Here is a 17645-nt window from a genome sequence, read left to right as displayed (position 1 = left end):
TCGTATCACCCCACGTAAAGTGACCCGCAGTGACCCGAGTCGGCTTTCCGGATACATCACGACGCTTGAAAGGTGTCCCCGCATCACCCTGTGCACTGCTCCTGCTCGAGAAGCCGTCTCGATCTATCCAATGGGTCTTTATCGCCAAGCCCTGGTATGAGCGCCATGACACAGCCAAGCCCGGACTGCGCGCTCTGTCCGCGGCTGGTGACTTTTCGCGCGGACAACCGCCGGCACCTGCCGGATTCTCTCAATGCGCCGGTGGCATCGTTTGGCGCCGTGGACTCGGCACTGCTCGTGGTCGGGCTAGCACCAGGACTGCGCGGGGCCAATCGCACCGGGCGTCCTTTCACTGGTGACGCTGCGGGCGACCTGCTCTACCCGACCCTGCTGGCGCACGGCTTTGCCGAGGGTGTCTACGACGCCCGACCAGACGACGGGCTCGTTATGTGCAACTGCCGCATCACCAATGCGGTGCGCTGCGTGCCGCCCGACAACAAGCCCATCAAGGCTGAGATCAAGGCCTGCCGCGATTTTCTGCGCCAGGAAATCAACGCCATGCCACGCTTGCGGATACTGCTCGCACTCGGACACATCGCCCATGATGCGGTGCTAGCGACACGAGATAAAAAGCGGAGGGACCATCCTTTCAGCCACGGCGGCGAGCACACGCTGGGAGAAGGGTTGCGGCTCTTCAACAGCTATCATTGCTCACGCTACAACACGAACACCGGCCGCCTGACACCAGCTATGTTCGACGCCGTCTTTGCCGCCATCTGCAGACGGCTTAGCGACTGAGCGCAGCCCAGGCGTCGGCGAAAGCGCGAGCGCTCGTCATCACGTCGCCCGCTGTCATGCCTGGCTTGTACAGCGCCGAGCCAAGCCCGAATCCGGCAGCACCTGCGCTGACATAAGGGGCCATGGTGTTAGGCGCGATACCGCCAACCGGCAACAACGGCAAGTCTTTCGGCAGCACCGCGCGCCAGGCCTTAAGCGTGAGTGGCGGCAGCGCCTCGGCCGGAAACATTTTAAGCCCGTCGGCGCCGGAGGCGAGTGCCGCAAAGGCCTCCGTAGGCGTCGCCACCCCTGGCAGGCAGAAGAGATGCTGCCGCTTGGCCTCCGCAATCACACGCGCATCACTGTGGGGCATAACGATGAGACGCCCGCCGGCATTGGCGATGCGCGCGATGTCGTCCGGATCGCGCACAGTGCCGGCGCCGATGAGCACGTCATTGCCCAAATTTTTGACCAGTCTCGCGATGCTATCGAGCGGTTGCGGCGAGTTCAACGGCACCTCGACGATACGAAAACCCTCCGCGACTAGCGCCTCGCCGATCGCCACCACCTCCCCCGGCTCGACACCACGCAAAATAGCGACCAACGGCAATGCGCCCAAATCCATCATGTCAGCAAATCCGCAGCGGCGGCGATTCGCCAATGGCCCCGCGCTGCCGCATCGTCGGGTCCACGCTCGGCCGATAACCCGGCAAACGCCAGCGCCTCGGCGTAGAGATCGCAGAGTGCGGCACTACCGAGCAACAGCACGGACCCCCCACTCACGCGCGCGCCAAAGAAATGCCGTGCCTCGCGCACCTCCGCCCCCAGCAGCAACCCGGACAGGTATGACGCAACGCCGGCCCGCGGCAGCTCATCGAAAAGCGCCAGACTGCGGGCGCTGAACAGACGCCGCAACAGTCCTCCATGATCACTGCTCTCGTCGAGCCCGTACGCGACACCGCGCCGCCAGGCCGCTTGATCTCTCGTCTCGCCGGTCGTCATGCGCCCGAGTATCGAGTGCTCCTTGAGCACGGCAAAGACTTCGCCGGTCATGAAAGTAGAGAACCCGGATACCTCGTCACCTTTGACCAGGACCCACTTGCTATGGGTACCTGGCAGCACCAGAAGGCGCGGCTCCGTAGCGCCCACCGTGATAGCGCCGAGGATCTGCGTTTCCTCACCACGCATCACGTCTGGTACACCCGCGGTGTCGCGCACCTTAAGGCCGGTCACGAAGTGCACGGTGCGACCGCTTTCGCATCGGTGCCGGTGCAGGGCATCCGCCAAAGTGCCCACCGGGGCCGGGCACATCAGATAGGGTAGCTCCAACCAGCCCTGGCGGCTCGTGATCATACCGGAGATCACCACCGGGCAGTCGGGCCAGCCCGCAACTGTTTCTTCAAACACCGCATCAAAGCCACCCCCGGCGACCGCCAAGATTCCGTGCGCACTGGCGCGGCGATCGACGACGGCGCCGTCGCCGCCGAAGCGATAGGCACGCAGGGCAGTGGTGCCCCAGTCGATGCCGATCAATGCCGTATCCGTGATCCCCGTCACTGTGCCGTCCAGAAGCGCGAGGTTAGGTTCGTCGCAGAAAGGTTTGACATGAACGCTTGTATCATCATCCTCGCGGTATCCGGGCTCGTCTTCTACCTGAATATGGACCAGCTCGCCTATATGATGTGGTAATCATATCGGCGGTACGAGCACGATCATCGGCACGCCAACGAGCACGACCGCCACTTCCAGCGGCAGACCCACACGCCAATGGTCACCGAAGCGGTAGCTGCCCGGCCCCATCACCAACGTGTTCGACTGCCGGCCGATGGGTGTCAAAAAGAACACGTTGCCCCCATTGCTACCGCCATCAGAAAAGCATCGCGACCGACCCCCAGGGTCTCGGTAATGCCAACGGCGATCGGCGCCATGACCAGCGTTATGGCGGCATTGTTGATCATATCCGAGAGAAGCATGGTCGCCACCAGCATCGGCGCCAGCACCGCCACTACGGCTTGTCGCAGCCGACCCCAGGTGAACGCGGTCAGAGCGCCCAACAGTACACCAAAGACAATGGCTTGCCCCCCTCATATCCGGTAGGTAGCACGAACCTCGCTTGGGGTGCTATGAGCAGGAGATGATGAGAGCAGGTACATCGCTGGGTTTTCTGTTGCTGATGCTAGCGGCTTGCGTGCGCACGGATCCGCTGCTACCAGAGCTTGAGTTCGCACGGTCGGCGGAGACGGTTTCCGTTCTGGTAATGCCAACCAATATTGCGCTGTACGAAATTACCGTCGCCGGGTTGCTCGAGCCTAATGCGGAATGGACCGAGACAGCACGCCAGAACATCGCCACAGCTCTTGGCGAGCATTTTGCGAAGCACGCCGCCAACGTCCTCGCCTACGCGCCGCCACAGAACAGCTTGCTGCGTCACCACCCCGAGCATCAGCAATTGGTCAAGCTGCACGATGCCGTCGGCTCGGCCATTCTCTTCCACGGTCAGCTGCCAAGCCTGGCGTTGCCGACCAAGCCGGTGCTTGATTATACCCTCGGCCCTGGCATCGCTGTTTTGCGCGAGGATTACGAGGCCGACTACGCCCTCTTCCTCACTTTTCGCGACAGCTTTTCCAGTTCTGGGCGCGTTGCCCTGATGGTGATCGGCGCCGCGCTCGGCGCTGTAGTGCAGGGTGGTCAGCAATTCGGTTTCATCTCCCTGGTCGACCTCAATGACGGCCGTATCATCTGGTTCAACAGTCTCAACAGCAGCGTCGGCGACCCGCGCCAGGAAAAGGGCGCGCGCGAGACCACACGGCGGCTGCTCGATGGGCTGCCATTGTGAGAACTCTGGCGACGGCCTGCACGCTTCTGATCACTAGCGCCTGCGCCCAGTCATTGCCTGACATCGCACCCGGCGACACCGACCAGGTGGTGGCGGAGCACGACGAGCGCGGCATATGGGCTGAGATGGAGCAAGCCGAGAGTGCCCTCCTGACCTCGGGTGCTCTGGTCGCAGATGAAACCTTGCAAGCCTATGTGAGAGAGGTGGCCTGCCGCGTCGCCAGCGACTATTGCGGCGACATCCGCGTTTATGTTGTCGAGCGCGCAGGCTTCAACGCCTCAATGGCACCGAACGGCTTTATGACGGTCTGGACAGGCCTGCTACTGCGCGTCGAGAACGAGGCCCAGCTCGCTGCCGTGCTCGGCCACGAGGTCGCCCACTATCAGCGCCGCCACACGCTTGAGCGCTGGCGCTCGACGCGCGCGGCCACATCAGCGGTAACATTCCTTTCGATCGCCGCAGCAGTCGGGGGCTATGGTGGCGCCGGCAATCTCGTGCAGCTTGCCACTCAGCTCGCCTTGCTTAGTTACTCGCGGGAGCAGGAGCGCGAGGCCGATAGCCTTGGCTTCGAACGCCTCGTCGCGGCCAGCTACGATGCCGAGGCTGCTGCCGCCGTCTGGCGCAATGCACTGGCCGAGCAGGACGCTATGGATGAAGACCAAGCGCCGCCCGTGCTGCTTTCAACCCATCCGGCCAGCGACGAGCGCCTAACCAATCTTGCGGCGCTCGCCGACATGCGGGGTGGCGAGCGCTTCGCCGGGCGCTTTGACGCAGCCGTCGCACGCCATCGCAACGAGTGGATCGCTGCGGAAATTGGCAAGGGTCGCTACGGCGCGCTGGACGTGGTGCTGCAACGCCTCGGCGATAACGGCGTGGCGAGTTACTGGCGCGGCGAGATGTTCCGCCGCAGCGGCGAAACTAAGAAGGCCTTGGCCGCCTATCGTATGGCTGTGGTGAGCCCAGAGGCACCAGCCGTAGCCCATCGCGGGCTTGGGCTTACCTTGTGGTCGCTCGGCCGCGATAGCGAGGCCCTGCGCGCCTTTACCCGCTATCTCGTAACCGCTCCGCAAGCCAAGGACACGGCGATGATCCGTGCCTATATCAAGGAACTCAAATGAGGCTCGTTTTCGCCGCGGCGCTGTTACTCGCCGCATCCTGCGAGCAGGTAACCTTGGTGGAGCCAGGCACGCAGTCGATCAATGGCGCCTACGAGGTAACCACCCCCATCGCCTGGAGCCGCTTTCCCCTGGCGCCCATGGAACAGTGGACAGTCGACGGCCTCCCGCTGCAAAACTTGCGGCTTTACGCGACCATCAAGGACGGTGACGCGCTATTCGACAACAGCAGCCCACGGCCCGATGACGGCGTGCCGCGCTACCGTACGAGCATGCGCGCCAGTGATGTCGCCGACTTCGTGCTCGCCAGTCTGGCCCAGGTCGGGACCAACGATGCCGATTTCAGCAATCTGCGCCCGGCCGCCTTTGGCAGCCTCTCGGGCTTTCGCTTCGATATCACTTTTTTTTCTAGCGACGGTCTTGCCTATCGTGGCCTAGCCTGCGGCGCCATTGATGCAGAAAAAATCCTGCACCTGCTGCTCTATATCGGCACCGACGCAGTTTATTTTGACGCCCACCGCGAGGCTGTCGAGAACATCTTTCGCTCGCTGACCCTGCCGAACGATCAGAAGTGACGGTAGCCGCAATCGTCGAAAGTCATGGGAGTGCCGTCGGCGGCCAGGACTGTGACACCCCGCCCTGGTTCGACGCTACCTATTGGTATTCCCTCTGCGACGGCTTCACCTGCAGTAAACACCAGCTCGTAGTCATCGCCACCTGTTAGCATGCGAGGAAACCAGGCAGGTTCCTCCGCCACAACCGCCTTGGCAGCATCCGACAGGGGCACCGCTGCGGCATCTATCGCGATGGCGACACCCGAGGCCTCAGCAATATGGCCGGTATCGGCGACGAGCCCGTCAGAGATATCAGCGCAAGCGCTTGCCACGCCGATGAGGGCGCGGCCGAGCGCCACGCGAGGTGTCGGTAGGCGCAGGCGCTCGACGAGCGACCCGCACCCGGCAGCGGACAACTCTCCCCTCAGGACCGCGAGGCCCAGAACACCATCGCCGATAGTGCCCGAGACATAGACTGAATCCCCCGGCCGCGCACCCGATCGACGCAATGCGGCACCAACAGGTACTGTGCCTAATGCAGTGATAGAAAGCATCAGTGGGCCGGGCGTCGAGACCGTATCGCCACCGGCAAGCATGATACCCCAGCGCCCCTGCTCCTCGCCGAGGCTGGCACAGAAGCGGCGCAGCCAAGTCCCGTCAATCTCGTCCGGTAGCGCTAGGGTAAGCAGATAGGCTAGCGGCGCAGCGCCCATCGCGGCAAGGTCGCTGAGGTTTACGCGCAGTGCCTTGGCGGCGATCGCTTCTGGCGTCTCGTCCAGGGGAAAATGCACCCCGGCGACGAGGCCATCCTGGGTCACCGCCAGCTCTTCGTCGGCCGATAATAACGCCGCATCGTCCTTAAGTCCCAGTGCGCCGGGAAAGCCCTCGGACAGAGGGCGGAAGAGCGTTTCGATCAGCGCGAACTCACTTGCCCTGTTGGCCATCAGCCCATTCCACCGCCCGCAGACGCCGCGCCAAGGTCTCCAGCGCGCCATTAACGAAGCCCGCCTCGTCCTCGTCGAAAAAGCTGTGCGCGATGGCAACATATTCGCTGACCGCAACACGCGGTGGCACATCGAGGCAATCTCGAATCTCGTAGGTCGCGACGCGCAAAATTCCCCGCATGGTGAGCGACAGACGTGCAAGTGACCAGCCTTCGCGCAAAGTCTCGGAGATCGCCGCATCTAGCGCCTCAGCATGCGCAAGTGCACCATCAGCGAGGCGTCGCAAAAAAGCCTTATCAAGCGCGCCAGTCGGCGATGGGCGCGCGGCCATCTCGGCAACAACGGTCTCAGCCTCGGTACCGACCAAATCAATCTGATACATCGCTTGCACAGCCGCCAGGCGGGCGCCGCGTCGGGCCGCGAGCGCGCTGTCAGCCGCAGCACTCACGCGTCGCTCGCGAAACGCCGTGCCAAATCGATTAGGGCGAGACATGCCTCAACCGCTACAGCGCCCTTGTTGCCGTCTAACACAGCGGCACGCTTCATGGCCTGGTCGTAGTCTTCGGTAGTTAAGATACCATTGCCGAGCGCAGCACCATGGTCAATGGCAAGGCTGGTCAACCCGCGTGCGCTCTCGCCGGCGACAATATCATAGTGGCTGGTCTCACCACGGATGATGCAGCCGAGTGCGACATAGCCGTCATAGGCGCCAAGGCGGTGGGCGCTGGCAATTGCGCCGGGTATCTCCAGCGCGCCGGGTACGGCGACACTCTCCCAACTTGCCCCGGAGGCTTCGAGAGCAGCAACCGCACCGGCCTCGAGCTCGGCGGCGATGTCTTCGTAGTAGCGCGCCACCACCAGTAGCACGCGTGGGGCGAAAGGCAATCCCGCCATCTCAGTCTCCGCCTTTGATCGGCCGGCGTCCGGCGATGCTGAGACCGAAGCCCCCGAGGCCGACCACTATGCGCTCGGAATTGCTCAGCAGCACCATCTCGCGAATACCGAGATCAAGCAGGATTTGCGCCCCGGTGCCGTAAGCACGCAGGGCGCCGCCGCTCTCGTCGGGCTCAATCTCGTGCCCCTCAAGCAGCGTCGACAGCGAATCCGGGCGTGCCGCACGGATGACTACAACGACGCCACGACCTTCTTCGGCGATCAACTCCATGGCCCGATGCAATTCATCGCCGCGCCCCGTCGCGGTGTCGCCCATGATATCGATCAACGGATTGACCCGGTGCATGCGCACGAGCACCGGTGCATCGCCGCCAAGATTGCCCTTGACCAGTGCCGCGTGTTCGGTCCCGTCCGCAGTATTGACGTACACGATCATGCGGAAGTTGCCGCCCCAACGGCTCTCAAAGTCCCGCTCCAGCAACCGCTCGACAACGCGGTCGACGCGACGGCGATAGGCGATGAGGTCGGCGATCGTGCCGATCTTGAGACCGTGCTTCTGGCAATAGGCGATGAGATCGTCGCGTCGCGCCATAGAGCCGTCGTCATTCATGATCTCGCAGATCACCCCAGCTGGCTCCAGGCCGGCGAGGCGCGCAACATCGACTGCCGCTTCAGTGTGGCCGGCGCGCACCAAAACACCACCATCGCGCGCCACGACGGGAAAGACGTGCCCGGGCGTCGTAATGTCAGTAGCGGTGCTACGGGGGTCGATGGCGGTGTGGATGGTATGGGCGCGGTCAGAGGCGGAGATACCCGTAGAGACTCCATCGGTCGCCTCGATAGAGACCGTGAACGCGGTGTCAAAGCGCTTGACGTTGCGCCGCTGCATCGGCTCGAGTTCAAGCTTGGTTGCGCGGTCTGGCGATAGCGCCAAGCAGACCAGCCCGCGACCGTGGCGAGCCATAAAATTGATCGCTTCTGGCGTGGCGAACTCAGCCGGCACTATCAGATCGCCCTCGTTCTCTCGACCTTCATCATCAACTAGAACGAACATGCGGCCGTTACGCGCGTCGTCGATCAGGTCCTCGATCCGCGAGAAGGGCGAGTCCATCGATGTCGAATCAGCCACCACGTTCATGTCGCCACCCCCGCATGTGCCAGTGCGCGACGCGCGTAACGGGCCTGCATGTCGATCTCCACATTGACCAAGTCGCCTACCGCAAGAGCGCCGAAGGTCGTCACCTCCTGGGTGTAGAAAATGATATTGACTTCGAAACAATCGGCCATGACCCAGTTTACGGTCAACGAGATGCCGTCTAGGGCGATCGAGCCCTTGGGCGCCACATACGGCGCGAGCCACTCCGGTAAAACGAAGGCCAACACAACGGAATCTCCCGATGGCTTGCGCGACAGCACCTTGATCACGCCGTCCACGTGGCCGCTTACCAGATGGCCGCCGATTTCGTCGCCAACGGTCAAAGAGCGCTCCAGATTGATGGCACGGCCCTCCTGCCAATCGCCAAGCGTGGTCTTGGCTAGGGACTCGGCCGAGACATCGACAGCGAACCAGTCCGCGCCCTTGTCGACTACCGTCAAGCAGACCCCTGAGCAGGCAATGGAAGCGCCGATAGCGACCGCATCCATGTCGAACGCAGTGCCGATGGTCAGACGCAAATCGCCGGAGTGCTCGAGAGCGCGCACCTTGCCCACATCACTGATCAATCCCGTAAACATGGCGAGAAACTATTCCCGACGAGCGTAAGTTTCCAGCACATCCTCGCCAAGAGCCATGAGCGATATGCGCTCGAAACGTGGCTTGTCGGCCATCGCATCCAGGCCCAGCCCTGCTACGGCGGCCACGCCATCGCCGCCAATCACCGAGGCGGCCCGGAACCAGGCGATGCGATCGACGCAATCGGCGGCGATCAGGCTCGCGGTCAGGCGTCCGCCACCTTCAACCAGCAGCCGCGTGATGCCCCGCGCGGCCAGAGCCTGTAGTGTCGCAGCCACAGAAACACCGCCGTCGTCAGCAGCCACGGAAATCACCTCAACGCCGCAATCTGAAAAGGCGCGGCGGCGCGCCGTATCGGCGTTTTGCAAGGCCACGATCCAAGTTGGCGCCTCCTCGTGTTCGGCGACCAGCGGGTCGGTGAGCGGCAGGCGCAACCGGCTGTCGGCCACAACGCGCACCGGCGAACGTTCGGCGAGCCCAGGAAGCCGACAGGTCAGGCGCGGTCGGTCCGACATGGCGGTGCGCGCACCGACCATCACCGCATCATGCTCGGCCCGCAGGAGATGCGCCCGGGCCCGCGCCAACTCAGCCGTTATCCATTCTCTGTCGCCGCCCGCCGTCGCGATACGACCGTCGAGCGTGGTCGCTGTCTTCAGGGTCACTAGGGGACGCCCCTGCTCGCAACGCAACAGGTAGCCGGCATTTAGGTCCCTAGCTTCTTCGCGGCAGAGCCCCTCTATGACCTGGATGCCGGCATCCCGGAGGCGCGCTAGGCCGGCCCCACCCACGCGCCGATCGGGATCCTCCGTAGCCACAACGCAGCACCCAATGCGGGCCTCGATCAAGGCGTCGGCACAAGGTGGGGTCTTCCCCTCATGGGCGCAGGGCTCGAGGGTGACATAGGCCGTAGCGCCGACTGCCGCCTCACCAGCGCGCCGCAAGGCTTCGGTTTCAGCGTGCGGCCGGCCACCAGGCTGGGTCCAGCCGCGTCCCACCACCTGCTGCTCACGCACCAGGATGCAGCCGACGGCGGGATTGGGCCAGACCGCGCCGAGGCCGCGCCGCGCCAGGGTCAGCGCGGCGGTCATGTGCCTGTGATGCTCAGTCCTCCTTGTCACGGGGCAGCAGCTCGACGAACTCCTCGAAATCCCTGGCCTCGCGGAAATTGCGATAGACCGAGGCGAACCGCACAAAGGCAACCGGATCGAGACCGGACAAAGCCTCCATCACCATCTCGCCAATCTCGTTGGAGGGAATATCGGATTCGCCAGAACTCTCCAGACGGCGCACAATGCCACTGACTAGGCGCTCTATGCGTTCGGGCTCAACGGGACGCTTACGCACTGCGATTTCGATCGAGCGCGCCAGCTTCTCGCGGTCGAAGGGCGTGCGCGTACCATCCTTCTTGACCACGGTCAGATCGCGCAGCTGCACCCGCTCGAAGGTCGTGAAGCGCGAACCGCAAGAGGGGCAAAAGCGGCGCCGGCGAATGACCGCATTGTCCTCGGTCGGGCGCGAATCCTTAACCTGAGTGTCTTTGTCGCCGCAGAATGGACAGCGCATACTCTAGAGCCCTATCTATGCTGGTAGATTGGGAAACGCTGGCAGAGCTCGCGCACCTCGCCGAGAGTGCGCGCCTCGACCTGGGCATCGCCGTCGGGACCCCTCTTGGCAAGCCCGTCCAAAACATTGCCGATCAACTCGCCGACTTGGCGGAACTCGGCAACACCGAAGCCGCGGCTGGTGGCCGCCGGGCTGCCGAGGCGGATACCCGAAGTCACTGAAGGCTTCCGCGGATCGAAGGGCACGGCATTCTTGTTGCAAGTGAGCCCGGCGCGTTCCAATCCGGCCTCGACGACCTTGCCGGTCAGGCCCTTTCTGCGGAGGTCAACCAACAGCATGTGGTTATCGGTGCCGCCGGTCACGATATCAACGCCGCGCGCCTTCAGAGTGCCGGCAAGTGCCTGAGCATTGGCCACCACGGCACGAATATAATCAGCGAAGGTCGGCTGCAACGCCTCGCCAAGCGCCACTGCCTTGGCCGCAATGACGTGCATCAGCGGCCCTCCCTGAAGGCCCGGAAACAGGGCCGAATCCATTTTCTTGCCGATGGCAGCATTATTGCTCAAGACCATACCGCCGCGCGGCCCGCGCAAAGTCTTGTGCGTGGTGCTGGTAACTACATGGGCGTGCGGCAAGGGGCTCGGATGAGCGCCGACCGCGACCAGGCCAGCGATATGCGCCATGTCAACATGGAGATAGGCGTCGACGGAGTCAGCAATGGCCCTAAAAACCGCAAAATCAATCTCACGCGAATAAGCCGACGCCCCTGCAATAATAAGGGCGGGACGATGCTTTTCGGCTAGGCACGCCACCTCGTCCATATCGATGCGCCCGTCGGCCTCGCGCACGCCGTATTGAACAGCGTTAAGCCACTTGCCGGACATGTTTGGCTTGGCGCCATGGCTGAGATGGCCGCCTGCCGCGAGCGACATGCCCAAAACCGTATCACCGGGCCGCAGCAAACCCAGCATCACGGTCTGGTTCGCCTGGGCGCCGGAATGGGGTTGGACGTTGACCCAGCCGCAATCAAACAACTTTGTCGCACGCTCAATTGCCAGGCGCTCGGCCACATCGACGAACTCGCAACCGCCATAGTAGCGTCGACCCGGATAACCTTCCGCATATTTGTTGGTCAGGACCGAGCCCTGTGCCGCCAACACCGCCTCGCTGACGATGTTCTCCGAAGCAATTAGCTCGACCTGGTCCTGCTGGCGATGGCGCTCGGTCTCGATGGCACCAAACAGGTCCGGATCGGCGTCAAAGTAAGCGGATATGCTGAAGATAGGTTCGCAAGCGGTGGAAGACGATGTGCTCATCTAGGCAATTCCGCAGGAGGTTAGGTTTCGTCGAACATGGCGACACGGCGCTGGTGCCGGCCGCCTTCGAAATCGGTTTCTAGAAAAGCGCGCAAACATTGCCCTGCCGTCTCCTGGTCGATGAAGCGGCCCCCCAGTACGAGAACATTTGCATTGTTGTGCTGACGGGCCAGACGCGCAACTTCCGCCGTATAGCAATTGGCCGCCCGTACACCTTTGAAACGATTCGCAGTGATGTCCATGCCGATGCCCGTGCCACAGACCAAAACGCCGCGAGCCGCCTTGCCTTCCAGAAGAGCTTTGACCAGGACTTTGCCATAGGTTGGGTAGTCCACGGAGTTCGACGAGTTCGTGCCCAGGTCGAGCACATTCAGGCCTGACGCGCGCAAGTCTTCAGCGAGCACGGTTTTCAAAGGATAGCCGGCATGGTCGGCAGCAATGGCTATCACGTCCGATCGGGATTCGCTTGCCACGGCAGATCTCGCATTTTGTGGTCTGATCGCTTCCGGTTGGCGGTTGATTACCACATGTGGGGTTCACGCACCAGATCAAGACCGACTATTTCTGTCCAGAAAATAAGTTGTATTCCAAATAGTATTATTTCTAATTTGTTTCCTATTCTTTTCTTTAATAGAACCATTAAATTTTATTATATATTGATCTGAGATGAAAGATTTTACAATTGACATGGCATAGTCATACTGGCAGTAAATACTAGATATGAGACAATATTTCTAGAGTATGTAAAGAATGACGCATGATAATAAGAGTAACGTATCTCCCGAGAGTGTTCTGGGGATGACTTCGAACATTGTGTCCTCATATGTGAGCCACAATGCTTTGCCTGCGGATCAAATCCCGGAGCTGATTAAAACCGTTTATACATCCCTCGATGGTGTGCAGCCATCCACCAGTGAGGCAACAGGGCAGCCGCAGAAGCCTGCGGTTTCAGTGCGTCGCTCGATAACGCCCGACTACATTATTTGTCTTGAAGATGGCAAGAAGCTGAAAATGCTAAAACGCCATCTACGCACCAACTACAGCATGTCTCCGGAAGACTATCGCGCCAAGTGGAATCTTCCTGTCGACTATCCGATGGTCGCGCCAAACTATGCCAAGCAACGCTCGGAGTTCGCCAAGAAGATCGGCCTCGGCCGGAAGAAGGCGAGTAGCCGCAGGCGGCACGCCAAGAGCTAACGCCGCGGCAAAACGATTTCAAGGCCCGCAGGACGCGCCCTCTGGGTCTTTTCTTTGGCATGGCGCTTGGGCCAGTTTAGCCATGGTCAGCCCTTCCCACTTTGTTGCGGTCATCGCATTCGCAGCCTGCCGTTCCGCGCCGGAATGGCTGGAGCGGCCGAGTCGAAGTTCTTTCCCCTGGCCACGAATCTGCCTCTCGACGGCGCCACCAGGCAAGCACTGGGAGTGCATTCGCACTGATCCGCCGATTCCCCTAGTTCCATACCGTGCCACGGGCGACTGCCGCCTCAGCGATGCTGGTTATCGCCGACGGCACGGTGCAGCACGCCACGGTGGGGAGCCCAGGCGTCGACCGCCTACCGCTGTCCCGCAGCAGCTAATACCGGGCTACATATCCGTGTAGTCGTAGGAGCCCTGGCTCCATTCGTAGAAGACGTATCCCGGCGCCGAGACATCGCCCTTGTCGTCGAAGCCGATATCGCCGAGCACGGTCTGAAAACTACCGCTACGCAGCGCCGCGATCAGTGCGTCGAGATCGGTCGAGCCCGCGGCTTCCGCCACCTGTGCGAACACCTGGACGGCGGCGTAAGTGTAGAGTGTGTAGCCCTCGGGCTTATAACCCTGGGTCAGAAAACGCTCGACCACATCGGCCGCATTGGGGTTCTTGGCGGGATCGGGGCTGAAGGAAAACAGCGTGCCCTCGCCCGCATCGCCAGTAATCGACCAAAACTCTTCGGTCACCAGGGCATCGCCCGAAACCAACCGCGCCTCCAAACCTTGCGCCCGGGCCTGACGGACGATCAGCCCGGCCTCAGTATGGTAGCCACCGAGATAGATGACATCGATGCCGGCTGCCTTGAGCTTGCTGACGAGCGCCGAATAGTCCTTCTCGCCCGCCGTATAAGCCTCGTACATCGCCTCGCTGATGCCGAGACCCGCAAGCTGCTTGCGGGTCTCGTCGGCCAAGCCTTTGCCGTAGGCCGTCTTGTCGTGAAGGATGGCGATATTCTGGCCAGCGAAATGGTCCGCCAGGAAGGAGCCGGCCACGGCACCTTGCTGGTCGTCGCGCCCGCAGGTGCGAAAGACATTGTCGAAGCCCTGCTCCGTCAGCAGCGGGTTAGTCGAGGCCGGCGAAATCTGCAACACACCTTCCTCGTAATAGGTCTCGGAGGCGGGGATCGAGGTCGAGGAGCAAAAATGCCCGGCCATGAAGACCACGCCCTTGTTGACCATCTGGTTAGCCACGGCCACCGCCTGCTTGGCCTCGCAGCCGTCGTCGCCAATTTCCAACACCAGTTTCTTGCCGAGCACGCCACCGGCGGCGTTAATGTCGGCCACGGCCATCTCGGCGCCGCGCACCATCTGCTCGCCGAAAATTGCGTACTGCCCCGTCACCGGCCCAGCGGTGGCAATGATGATCTCGTCGGCGATGGCCGGCGTCGCCAAGGCGGCAGCCGTGCCCAGTACGATCAGCGTATGTTGAACTGAAGTCTTCATCTTTCCTCACCTCTCTCCGATCCGGCAGAAACCTACCCAAAAGATCGCGATTCAAACCGACTTTGCCAAGCCCCCTAATGCGGACGATAGGTAAAAGACCCTGTCTGCTGGTAGAGCCAGGGATATTGCCTCACCATTAGCCGCACCATGGCAATGCGATAGGCGACCAGTCCGATGGAGATAATTACAGCCGTATCAATGACATAGCCGGACAGCAATAACAGCGGACCGTCGAAGAGGCCGTAAATCAGAAAACGATCGCCCAGACCCAAGCCAATACAGGCCAAGATCACCTGCCAGGGCGGACGCCAGGTTATGGCGATGGCGCGCCCCGTCATCAGAGCCGCCCCGCCGGCGATGACCAGGGTGATACCGATCCAGACATCCAGCGTGGTGCCGGTCAGTGTCGCCGCGTCGCCCCACATCCCCATGCTCAATGCCCTCCCTCGAGATAGGCCGACTTGACCTCGGCATTGGCCATCAACTCCTCACCCGTGCCCTGCAACACGATCTTGCCGTTGGCCATAACATAGCCGCGGTTCGTAAGACGCAGAGCGTGAAAGGCATTCTGCTCAACCAGCAGAATGGTCATGCCACGGCTGCGGTTGATCTCGGCAATGATCGCAAAGATCTGCTTGACGATCAACGGCGCCAGGCCGAGCGAGGGCTCGTCGAGCAGCAACAGGCGCGGCCGGCTCATCAGGGCGCGAGCGATGGCGAGCATCTGCTGTTCCCCACCCGAGAGTGTGCCGCCTCGCTGGCCGCGGCGCTCGGCTAAAATGGGAAAGGTGGCGAAAACCGCTTCAAGATCTTCCTGAAAGTTCGCTTCCTCGCCCACGATGGCGCCCATTTGCAGATTTTCTAGCACCGTCATGCGAGGAAAGATGCGTCGCCCTTCGGGCGACTGCGCTATGCCGCGGCGGACGATCTGGAAGGTCGGTAGCGCCGTGATCTCCTCGCCTTCGAAGAGCACGCGCCCGGCGCTAGCGTGGGGGTTGCCGCAAATGGTCATCAACAATGTCGACTTGCCGGCGCCATTGGCGCCGATCAAAGTGACTATCTCGCCTTCACCGACACTGAGATCGACACCGCGCAAGGCCTCGATGGGCCCGTAATGTGTGTGCACACCTTCTAGCGAAAGCATCATGCCGCGCCCTCCTCGGTCTCGCCCAAATAGGCGCGGATAACGGCCGGATCGGCGCGCACGGTGGCCGGATCGCCGTCGGCGATAAGCTTACCGTAATCGAGTACGACGATGTGGTCGGAGATGCCCATGACCACGTTCATGTCATGCTCGATGAGCAAGATACCGATTTGCTGCTCGTCGCGGATATTGAGCAGCAGCTGATTCAGCTCGGCAGATTCGCGCGGGTTGAGCCCGGCCGCTGGCTCGTCGAGACAAAGCAGCACGGGGCGGGTGCACATGGCACGTGCGATCTCCAGGCGTCGTTGAGCACCGTACGGCAGCTCGCTGGCGCCGCGATCAGCGTGCTCGACCAAGCCGACGCGTTCCAGCCAATGGCGGGCAAGTTCTATTGCCTCGTCCTCGGCGGCACGGTAGGCCGGCAAGCCGAGCAGCCCGGCGATGGAGAAAGCCGAGGCCCGCATTAGCGCGTTGTGCTGAGCGACGACCAGGTTCTCCAGCACTGACATGGCGGGAAACAGGCGGATGTTCTGGAACGTGCGGGCGATTCCGGCGCGGGCGCTGCGAAATCCATCCATGCGCTCAAGCAGATAGGTTTCATCGCCGTGACCGCGCAAGGCAAGGCGCCCGACGCTCGGCTTGTAGAACCCGGTCAGGCAGTTGAACACGGTGGTCTTGCCGGCACCGTTGGGGCCGATGATGGCAGTGATTTGCTCGGGCTCGGCAATGAAAGAGAGATCGTCGATCGCCACCAGGCCGCCGAAGCGCATGGTAAGATGCTCGACCGTCAGCAACACGCTCATGGCGGCGCCTCCCGACCCGCCAAGCGGATGGTCGGCTGGCGCCGCGAGAGCAGGCCGCGCGGCTTCCAGATCATGATCAGCACCATGGCACTGCCGAAAGCAAGCATGCGGAACTCCGAGAACTCGCGCAGGAATTCGGGCAGCAGAATGATCGCCGCAGCCGCAAGCACGACGCCGATCTGGCTACCCATGCCGCCGAGCACGACGATCGCGAGAATGATGGCGGATTCTATAAAGGTAAAGCTCTCGGGGCTGATGAAGCCCGAGCGCGTGGCGAAGAACGAACCCGCGAAACCACCAAACATAGCACCTAGCGCGAAGGCCGAGAGCTTGGTGTTGACCGGGTTGATGCCGAGCGCGCGGCAGGCAATCTCATCCTCTCGCAAAGCCTCCCAGGCACGCCCCAATGGCAGCTTGCGGATACGCAGCACGAAGAAGTTTGTCAGTAGCGCGATGCCGAGGATGATGAAATAGAGGAAGATGATGCGGTACTGGCCGGAATAGTCGATGCCGAAGTAATCGTGAAACGCCGTGCCGTCCCCGACACGCTTGGTGAATTCGAGCCCGAACAAGGTGGGGCGCGGCACGCCGGTGACGCCATTGGGGCCGCCCGAGAAATCGACCCAGTTGACCAGAACGACGCGGACGATCTCACCGAAACCAAGAGTGACGATGGCTAGGTAGTCGCCGCGCAAGCGTAGCACCGGATATCCCAGCAGGATGCCAAAACTGGCGGCGAAGACCCCGGCCAGCGGCAGGCACATCCAGAAACCGAAGCCGAACTCGGTACCGAGCAGTGCGAAGCTGTAGGCACCGACGGCGTAGAACGCCACATAGCCGAGATCGAGCAGGCCTGCGAGCCCAACCACAATGTTAAGACCCCAGCCCAACAACACGTAGATCAGCACCTGGGTTGCGGTATCGACCACGTAGCGGTCGGCAAAAGGCATGAAAGGCAATGCGATGGCGGCGATCAAAGCTGCGAGCGCAGCATAGCCCCAGTGGCGCTGCCACAGGGTCTGCCCCGGCGCCGCAGCCTTCCCGCCACGTCCACGCCACAAGCCCTCAAAGATACCGCTGGTGCCCGCGCAGACCATCAGCCCTCGGCCAAGGCCGACGATCGCCGCCGCCAGCAACAGGAACTCCCAGCGGCCATGCACCGAGAGCCCACCAACGCCGTGCTCAAGCTTGAGGCCGAGCATGGGCACAGCCAGCGCCACCGCCACCAGGGCGGCGAGCGCCCCCTCCCGTAGCGCTTGGACGGCAGTCATTT

21 protein-coding genes and 1 pseudogene are annotated in these 17645 nt (G+C 62.1%); 5 read left to right on the top strand and 17 right to left on the bottom strand.

Translation table 11 applies throughout. The features are described 5' to 3' along the window. Positions 1-156 precede the first annotated feature (156 nt). Positions 157-798 carry a uracil-DNA glycosylase gene (locus QF629_02555; GenBank protein MDP6012416.1) on the top strand — a complete coding sequence of 214 codons (642 nt, stop codon included), beginning with the start codon at positions 157-159 and terminating at the stop codon, positions 796-798. Here QF629_02555 and QF629_02550 read toward each other — a convergent pair. From QF629_02550 to QF629_02540, 3 genes and pseudogenes are all read right to left on the bottom strand, one after another. Then, the gene (locus QF629_02550; protein ID MDP6012415.1) at positions 788-1405 is read right to left on the bottom strand and encodes a 2-dehydro-3-deoxy-6-phosphogalactonate aldolase; all 618 of its coding nucleotides are present in this window, start codon (positions 1403-1405) and stop codon (positions 788-790) included. The genes QF629_02555 and QF629_02550 overlap by 11 nt on opposite strands. Then, a complete protein-coding gene (locus QF629_02545; GenBank protein MDP6012414.1) occupies positions 1402-2334 on the bottom strand; it encodes a 2-dehydro-3-deoxygalactonokinase in 933 nt (310 codons plus the stop codon). The genes QF629_02550 and QF629_02545 overlap by 4 nt, the downstream gene beginning before the upstream one ends. A 132-nt stretch (positions 2335-2466) precedes the next feature. Beyond that, positions 2467-2777 (bottom strand): annotated as a pseudogene (locus tag QF629_02540) (anion permease). A 134-nt stretch (positions 2778-2911) separates the two neighbouring features. Here QF629_02540 and QF629_02535 point away from each other — a divergent pair. The 3 genes from QF629_02535 to QF629_02525 are packed head-to-tail and all read left to right on the top strand — an operon-like array spanning position 2912 to position 5303. Next, complete coding sequence (locus QF629_02535; GenBank protein MDP6012413.1) at positions 2912-3613, top strand: hypothetical protein; 702 nt, start codon at positions 2912-2914, stop codon at positions 3611-3613. Beyond that, positions 3610-4731: a M48 family metalloprotease gene (locus tag QF629_02530; protein MDP6012412.1), complete on the top strand. Its 1122-nt coding sequence runs from the start codon at positions 3610-3612 to the stop codon at positions 4729-4731. The genes QF629_02535 and QF629_02530 overlap by 4 nt, the downstream gene beginning before the upstream one ends. Beyond that, complete coding sequence (locus QF629_02525) at positions 4728-5303, top strand: hypothetical protein (protein MDP6012411.1); 576 nt, start codon at positions 4728-4730, stop codon at positions 5301-5303. The genes QF629_02530 and QF629_02525 overlap by 4 nt, the downstream gene beginning before the upstream one ends. Here the strand turns inward: QF629_02525 and thiL are convergent. From thiL to rpiB, 9 genes are read right to left on the bottom strand one after another with little or no spacing between them, the layout of a single operon-like run. Beyond that, positions 5294-6226 (bottom strand): thiamine-phosphate kinase, encoded by a 933-nt coding sequence (gene thiL, locus QF629_02520; GenBank protein MDP6012410.1) that lies wholly within the window; start codon positions 6224-6226, stop codon positions 5294-5296. The two genes, QF629_02525 and thiL, sit on opposite strands and share 10 nt — an antisense overlap. Next, positions 6207-6674 carry a transcription antitermination factor NusB gene (gene nusB / locus QF629_02515; protein ID MDP6012409.1) on the bottom strand — a complete coding sequence of 156 codons (468 nt, stop codon included), beginning with the start codon at positions 6672-6674 and terminating at the stop codon, positions 6207-6209. The genes thiL and nusB overlap by 20 nt, the downstream gene beginning before the upstream one ends. Continuing rightward, complete coding sequence (gene ribH, locus QF629_02510) at positions 6671-7120, bottom strand: 6,7-dimethyl-8-ribityllumazine synthase (GenBank protein MDP6012408.1); 450 nt, start codon at positions 7118-7120, stop codon at positions 6671-6673. Before ribH ends, nusB begins: the two co-directional genes overlap by 4 nt. A gap of 1 nt (position 7121) precedes the next feature. Beyond that, positions 7122-8258, bottom strand: a complete 1137-nt coding sequence (gene ribB / locus QF629_02505; protein ID MDP6012407.1) for a 3,4-dihydroxy-2-butanone-4-phosphate synthase — start codon at positions 8256-8258, stop codon at positions 7122-7124. Beyond that, positions 8255-8854 carry a riboflavin synthase gene (locus tag QF629_02500; GenBank protein ID MDP6012406.1) on the bottom strand — a complete coding sequence of 200 codons (600 nt, stop codon included), beginning with the start codon at positions 8852-8854 and terminating at the stop codon, positions 8255-8257. The genes ribB and QF629_02500 overlap by 4 nt, the downstream gene beginning before the upstream one ends. A 9-nt stretch (positions 8855-8863) precedes the next feature. Continuing rightward, on the bottom strand, positions 8864-9970 hold the full coding sequence (gene ribD, locus QF629_02495; GenBank protein ID MDP6012405.1) for a bifunctional diaminohydroxyphosphoribosylaminopyrimidine deaminase/5-amino-6-(5-phosphoribosylamino)uracil reductase RibD: 1107 nt from the start codon (positions 9968-9970) through the stop codon (positions 8864-8866). Next, positions 9954-10415 carry a transcriptional regulator NrdR gene (gene nrdR, locus QF629_02490; protein MDP6012404.1) on the bottom strand — a complete coding sequence of 154 codons (462 nt, stop codon included), beginning with the start codon at positions 10413-10415 and terminating at the stop codon, positions 9954-9956. Before nrdR ends, ribD begins: the two co-directional genes overlap by 17 nt. Positions 10416-10426: 11 nt before the next feature. Beyond that, entirely contained in the window at positions 10427-11731 is a 1305-nt protein-coding gene (glyA, locus tag QF629_02485; protein ID MDP6012403.1) for a serine hydroxymethyltransferase, read from the bottom strand. Positions 11732-11751: 20 nt separating this feature from the next. Continuing rightward, positions 11752-12204 carry a ribose 5-phosphate isomerase B gene (gene rpiB, locus QF629_02480; GenBank protein MDP6012402.1) on the bottom strand — a complete coding sequence of 151 codons (453 nt, stop codon included), beginning with the start codon at positions 12202-12204 and terminating at the stop codon, positions 11752-11754. Positions 12205-12481: 277 nt separating this feature from the next. Here rpiB and QF629_02475 point away from each other — a divergent pair, with 277 nt between their 5' ends. Next, a complete protein-coding gene (locus QF629_02475; GenBank protein MDP6012401.1) occupies positions 12482-12928 on the top strand; it encodes a MucR family transcriptional regulator in 447 nt (148 codons plus the stop codon). A gap of 387 nt (positions 12929-13315) precedes the next feature. Here QF629_02475 and QF629_02470 read toward each other — a convergent pair whose 3' ends face one another. From QF629_02470 to livM, 5 genes are all read right to left on the bottom strand, one after another. Beyond that, a complete protein-coding gene (locus QF629_02470; GenBank protein ID MDP6012400.1) occupies positions 13316-14425 on the bottom strand; it encodes a branched-chain amino acid ABC transporter substrate-binding protein in 1110 nt (369 codons plus the stop codon). A gap of 74 nt (positions 14426-14499) precedes the next feature. Then, positions 14500-14856, bottom strand: a complete 357-nt coding sequence (locus QF629_02465; GenBank protein MDP6012399.1) for a hypothetical protein — start codon at positions 14854-14856, stop codon at positions 14500-14502. A 2-nt stretch (positions 14857-14858) separates the two neighbouring features. After that, on the bottom strand, positions 14859-15569 hold the full coding sequence (locus QF629_02460) for an ABC transporter ATP-binding protein (GenBank protein MDP6012398.1): 711 nt from the start codon (positions 15567-15569) through the stop codon (positions 14859-14861). After that, positions 15569-16372 (bottom strand): ATP-binding cassette domain-containing protein, encoded by an 804-nt coding sequence (locus QF629_02455; GenBank protein ID MDP6012397.1) that lies wholly within the window; start codon positions 16370-16372, stop codon positions 15569-15571. The genes QF629_02460 and QF629_02455 overlap by 1 nt, the downstream gene beginning before the upstream one ends. Continuing rightward, positions 16369-17643 (bottom strand): high-affinity branched-chain amino acid ABC transporter permease LivM, encoded by a 1275-nt coding sequence (gene livM, locus QF629_02450; GenBank protein MDP6012396.1) that lies wholly within the window; start codon positions 17641-17643, stop codon positions 16369-16371. Before livM ends, QF629_02455 begins: the two co-directional genes overlap by 4 nt. Positions 17644-17645: the final 2 nt, after the last annotated feature.

Source organism: Alphaproteobacteria bacterium, from assembly GCA_030739735.1.
GTDB lineage: Bacteria > Pseudomonadota > Alphaproteobacteria > UBA7887 > UBA7887 > UBA7887.
The sequence above is the reverse complement of the archived record's forward strand: the minus strand, read 5'-3'. Positions and strand labels throughout refer to the sequence as shown.

What these genes read in the sequence shown, in the direction of transcription:
- QF629_02555 (MDP6012416.1), top strand. Translation starts at nt 157, where the DNA reads ATGAGCGCCATGACACAGCCAAGCCCGGACTGCGCGCTCTGTCCGCGG.
- QF629_02550 (MDP6012415.1), bottom strand. Translation starts at nt 1,405, where the DNA reads ATGATGGATTTGGGCGCATTGCCGTTGGTCGCTATTTTGCGTGGTGTC.
- QF629_02535 (MDP6012413.1), top strand. Translation starts at nt 2,912, where the DNA reads ATGATGAGAGCAGGTACATCGCTGGGTTTTCTGTTGCTGATGCTAGCG.
- QF629_02525 (MDP6012411.1), top strand. Translation starts at nt 4,728, where the DNA reads ATGAGGCTCGTTTTCGCCGCGGCGCTGTTACTCGCCGCATCCTGCGAG.
- thiL (MDP6012410.1), bottom strand. Translation starts at nt 6,226, where the DNA reads ATGGCCAACAGGGCAAGTGAGTTCGCGCTGATCGAAACGCTCTTCCGC.
- ribH (MDP6012408.1), bottom strand. Translation starts at nt 7,120, where the DNA reads ATGGCGGGATTGCCTTTCGCCCCACGCGTGCTACTGGTGGTGGCGCGC.
- ribB (MDP6012407.1), bottom strand. Translation starts at nt 8,258, where the DNA reads ATGAACGTGGTGGCTGATTCGACATCGATGGACTCGCCCTTCTCGCGG.
- QF629_02500 (MDP6012406.1), bottom strand. Translation starts at nt 8,854, where the DNA reads ATGTTTACGGGATTGATCAGTGATGTGGGCAAGGTGCGCGCTCTCGAG.
- nrdR (MDP6012404.1), bottom strand. Translation starts at nt 10,415, where the DNA reads ATGCGCTGTCCATTCTGCGGCGACAAAGACACTCAGGTTAAGGATTCG.
- glyA (MDP6012403.1), bottom strand. Translation starts at nt 11,731, where the DNA reads ATGAGCACATCGTCTTCCACCGCTTGCGAACCTATCTTCAGCATATCC.
- QF629_02475 (MDP6012401.1), top strand. Translation starts at nt 12,482, where the DNA reads ATGACGCATGATAATAAGAGTAACGTATCTCCCGAGAGTGTTCTGGGG.
- QF629_02470 (MDP6012400.1), bottom strand. Translation starts at nt 14,425, where the DNA reads ATGAAGACTTCAGTTCAACATACGCTGATCGTACTGGGCACGGCTGCC.
- QF629_02465 (MDP6012399.1), bottom strand. Translation starts at nt 14,856, where the DNA reads ATGGGGATGTGGGGCGACGCGGCGACACTGACCGGCACCACGCTGGAT.
- QF629_02460 (MDP6012398.1), bottom strand. Translation starts at nt 15,569, where the DNA reads ATGCTTTCGCTAGAAGGTGTGCACACACATTACGGGCCCATCGAGGCC.
- QF629_02455 (MDP6012397.1), bottom strand. Translation starts at nt 16,372, where the DNA reads ATGAGCGTGTTGCTGACGGTCGAGCATCTTACCATGCGCTTCGGCGGC.
- livM (MDP6012396.1), bottom strand. Translation starts at nt 17,643, where the DNA reads ATGACTGCCGTCCAAGCGCTACGGGAGGGGGCGCTCGCCGCCCTGGTG.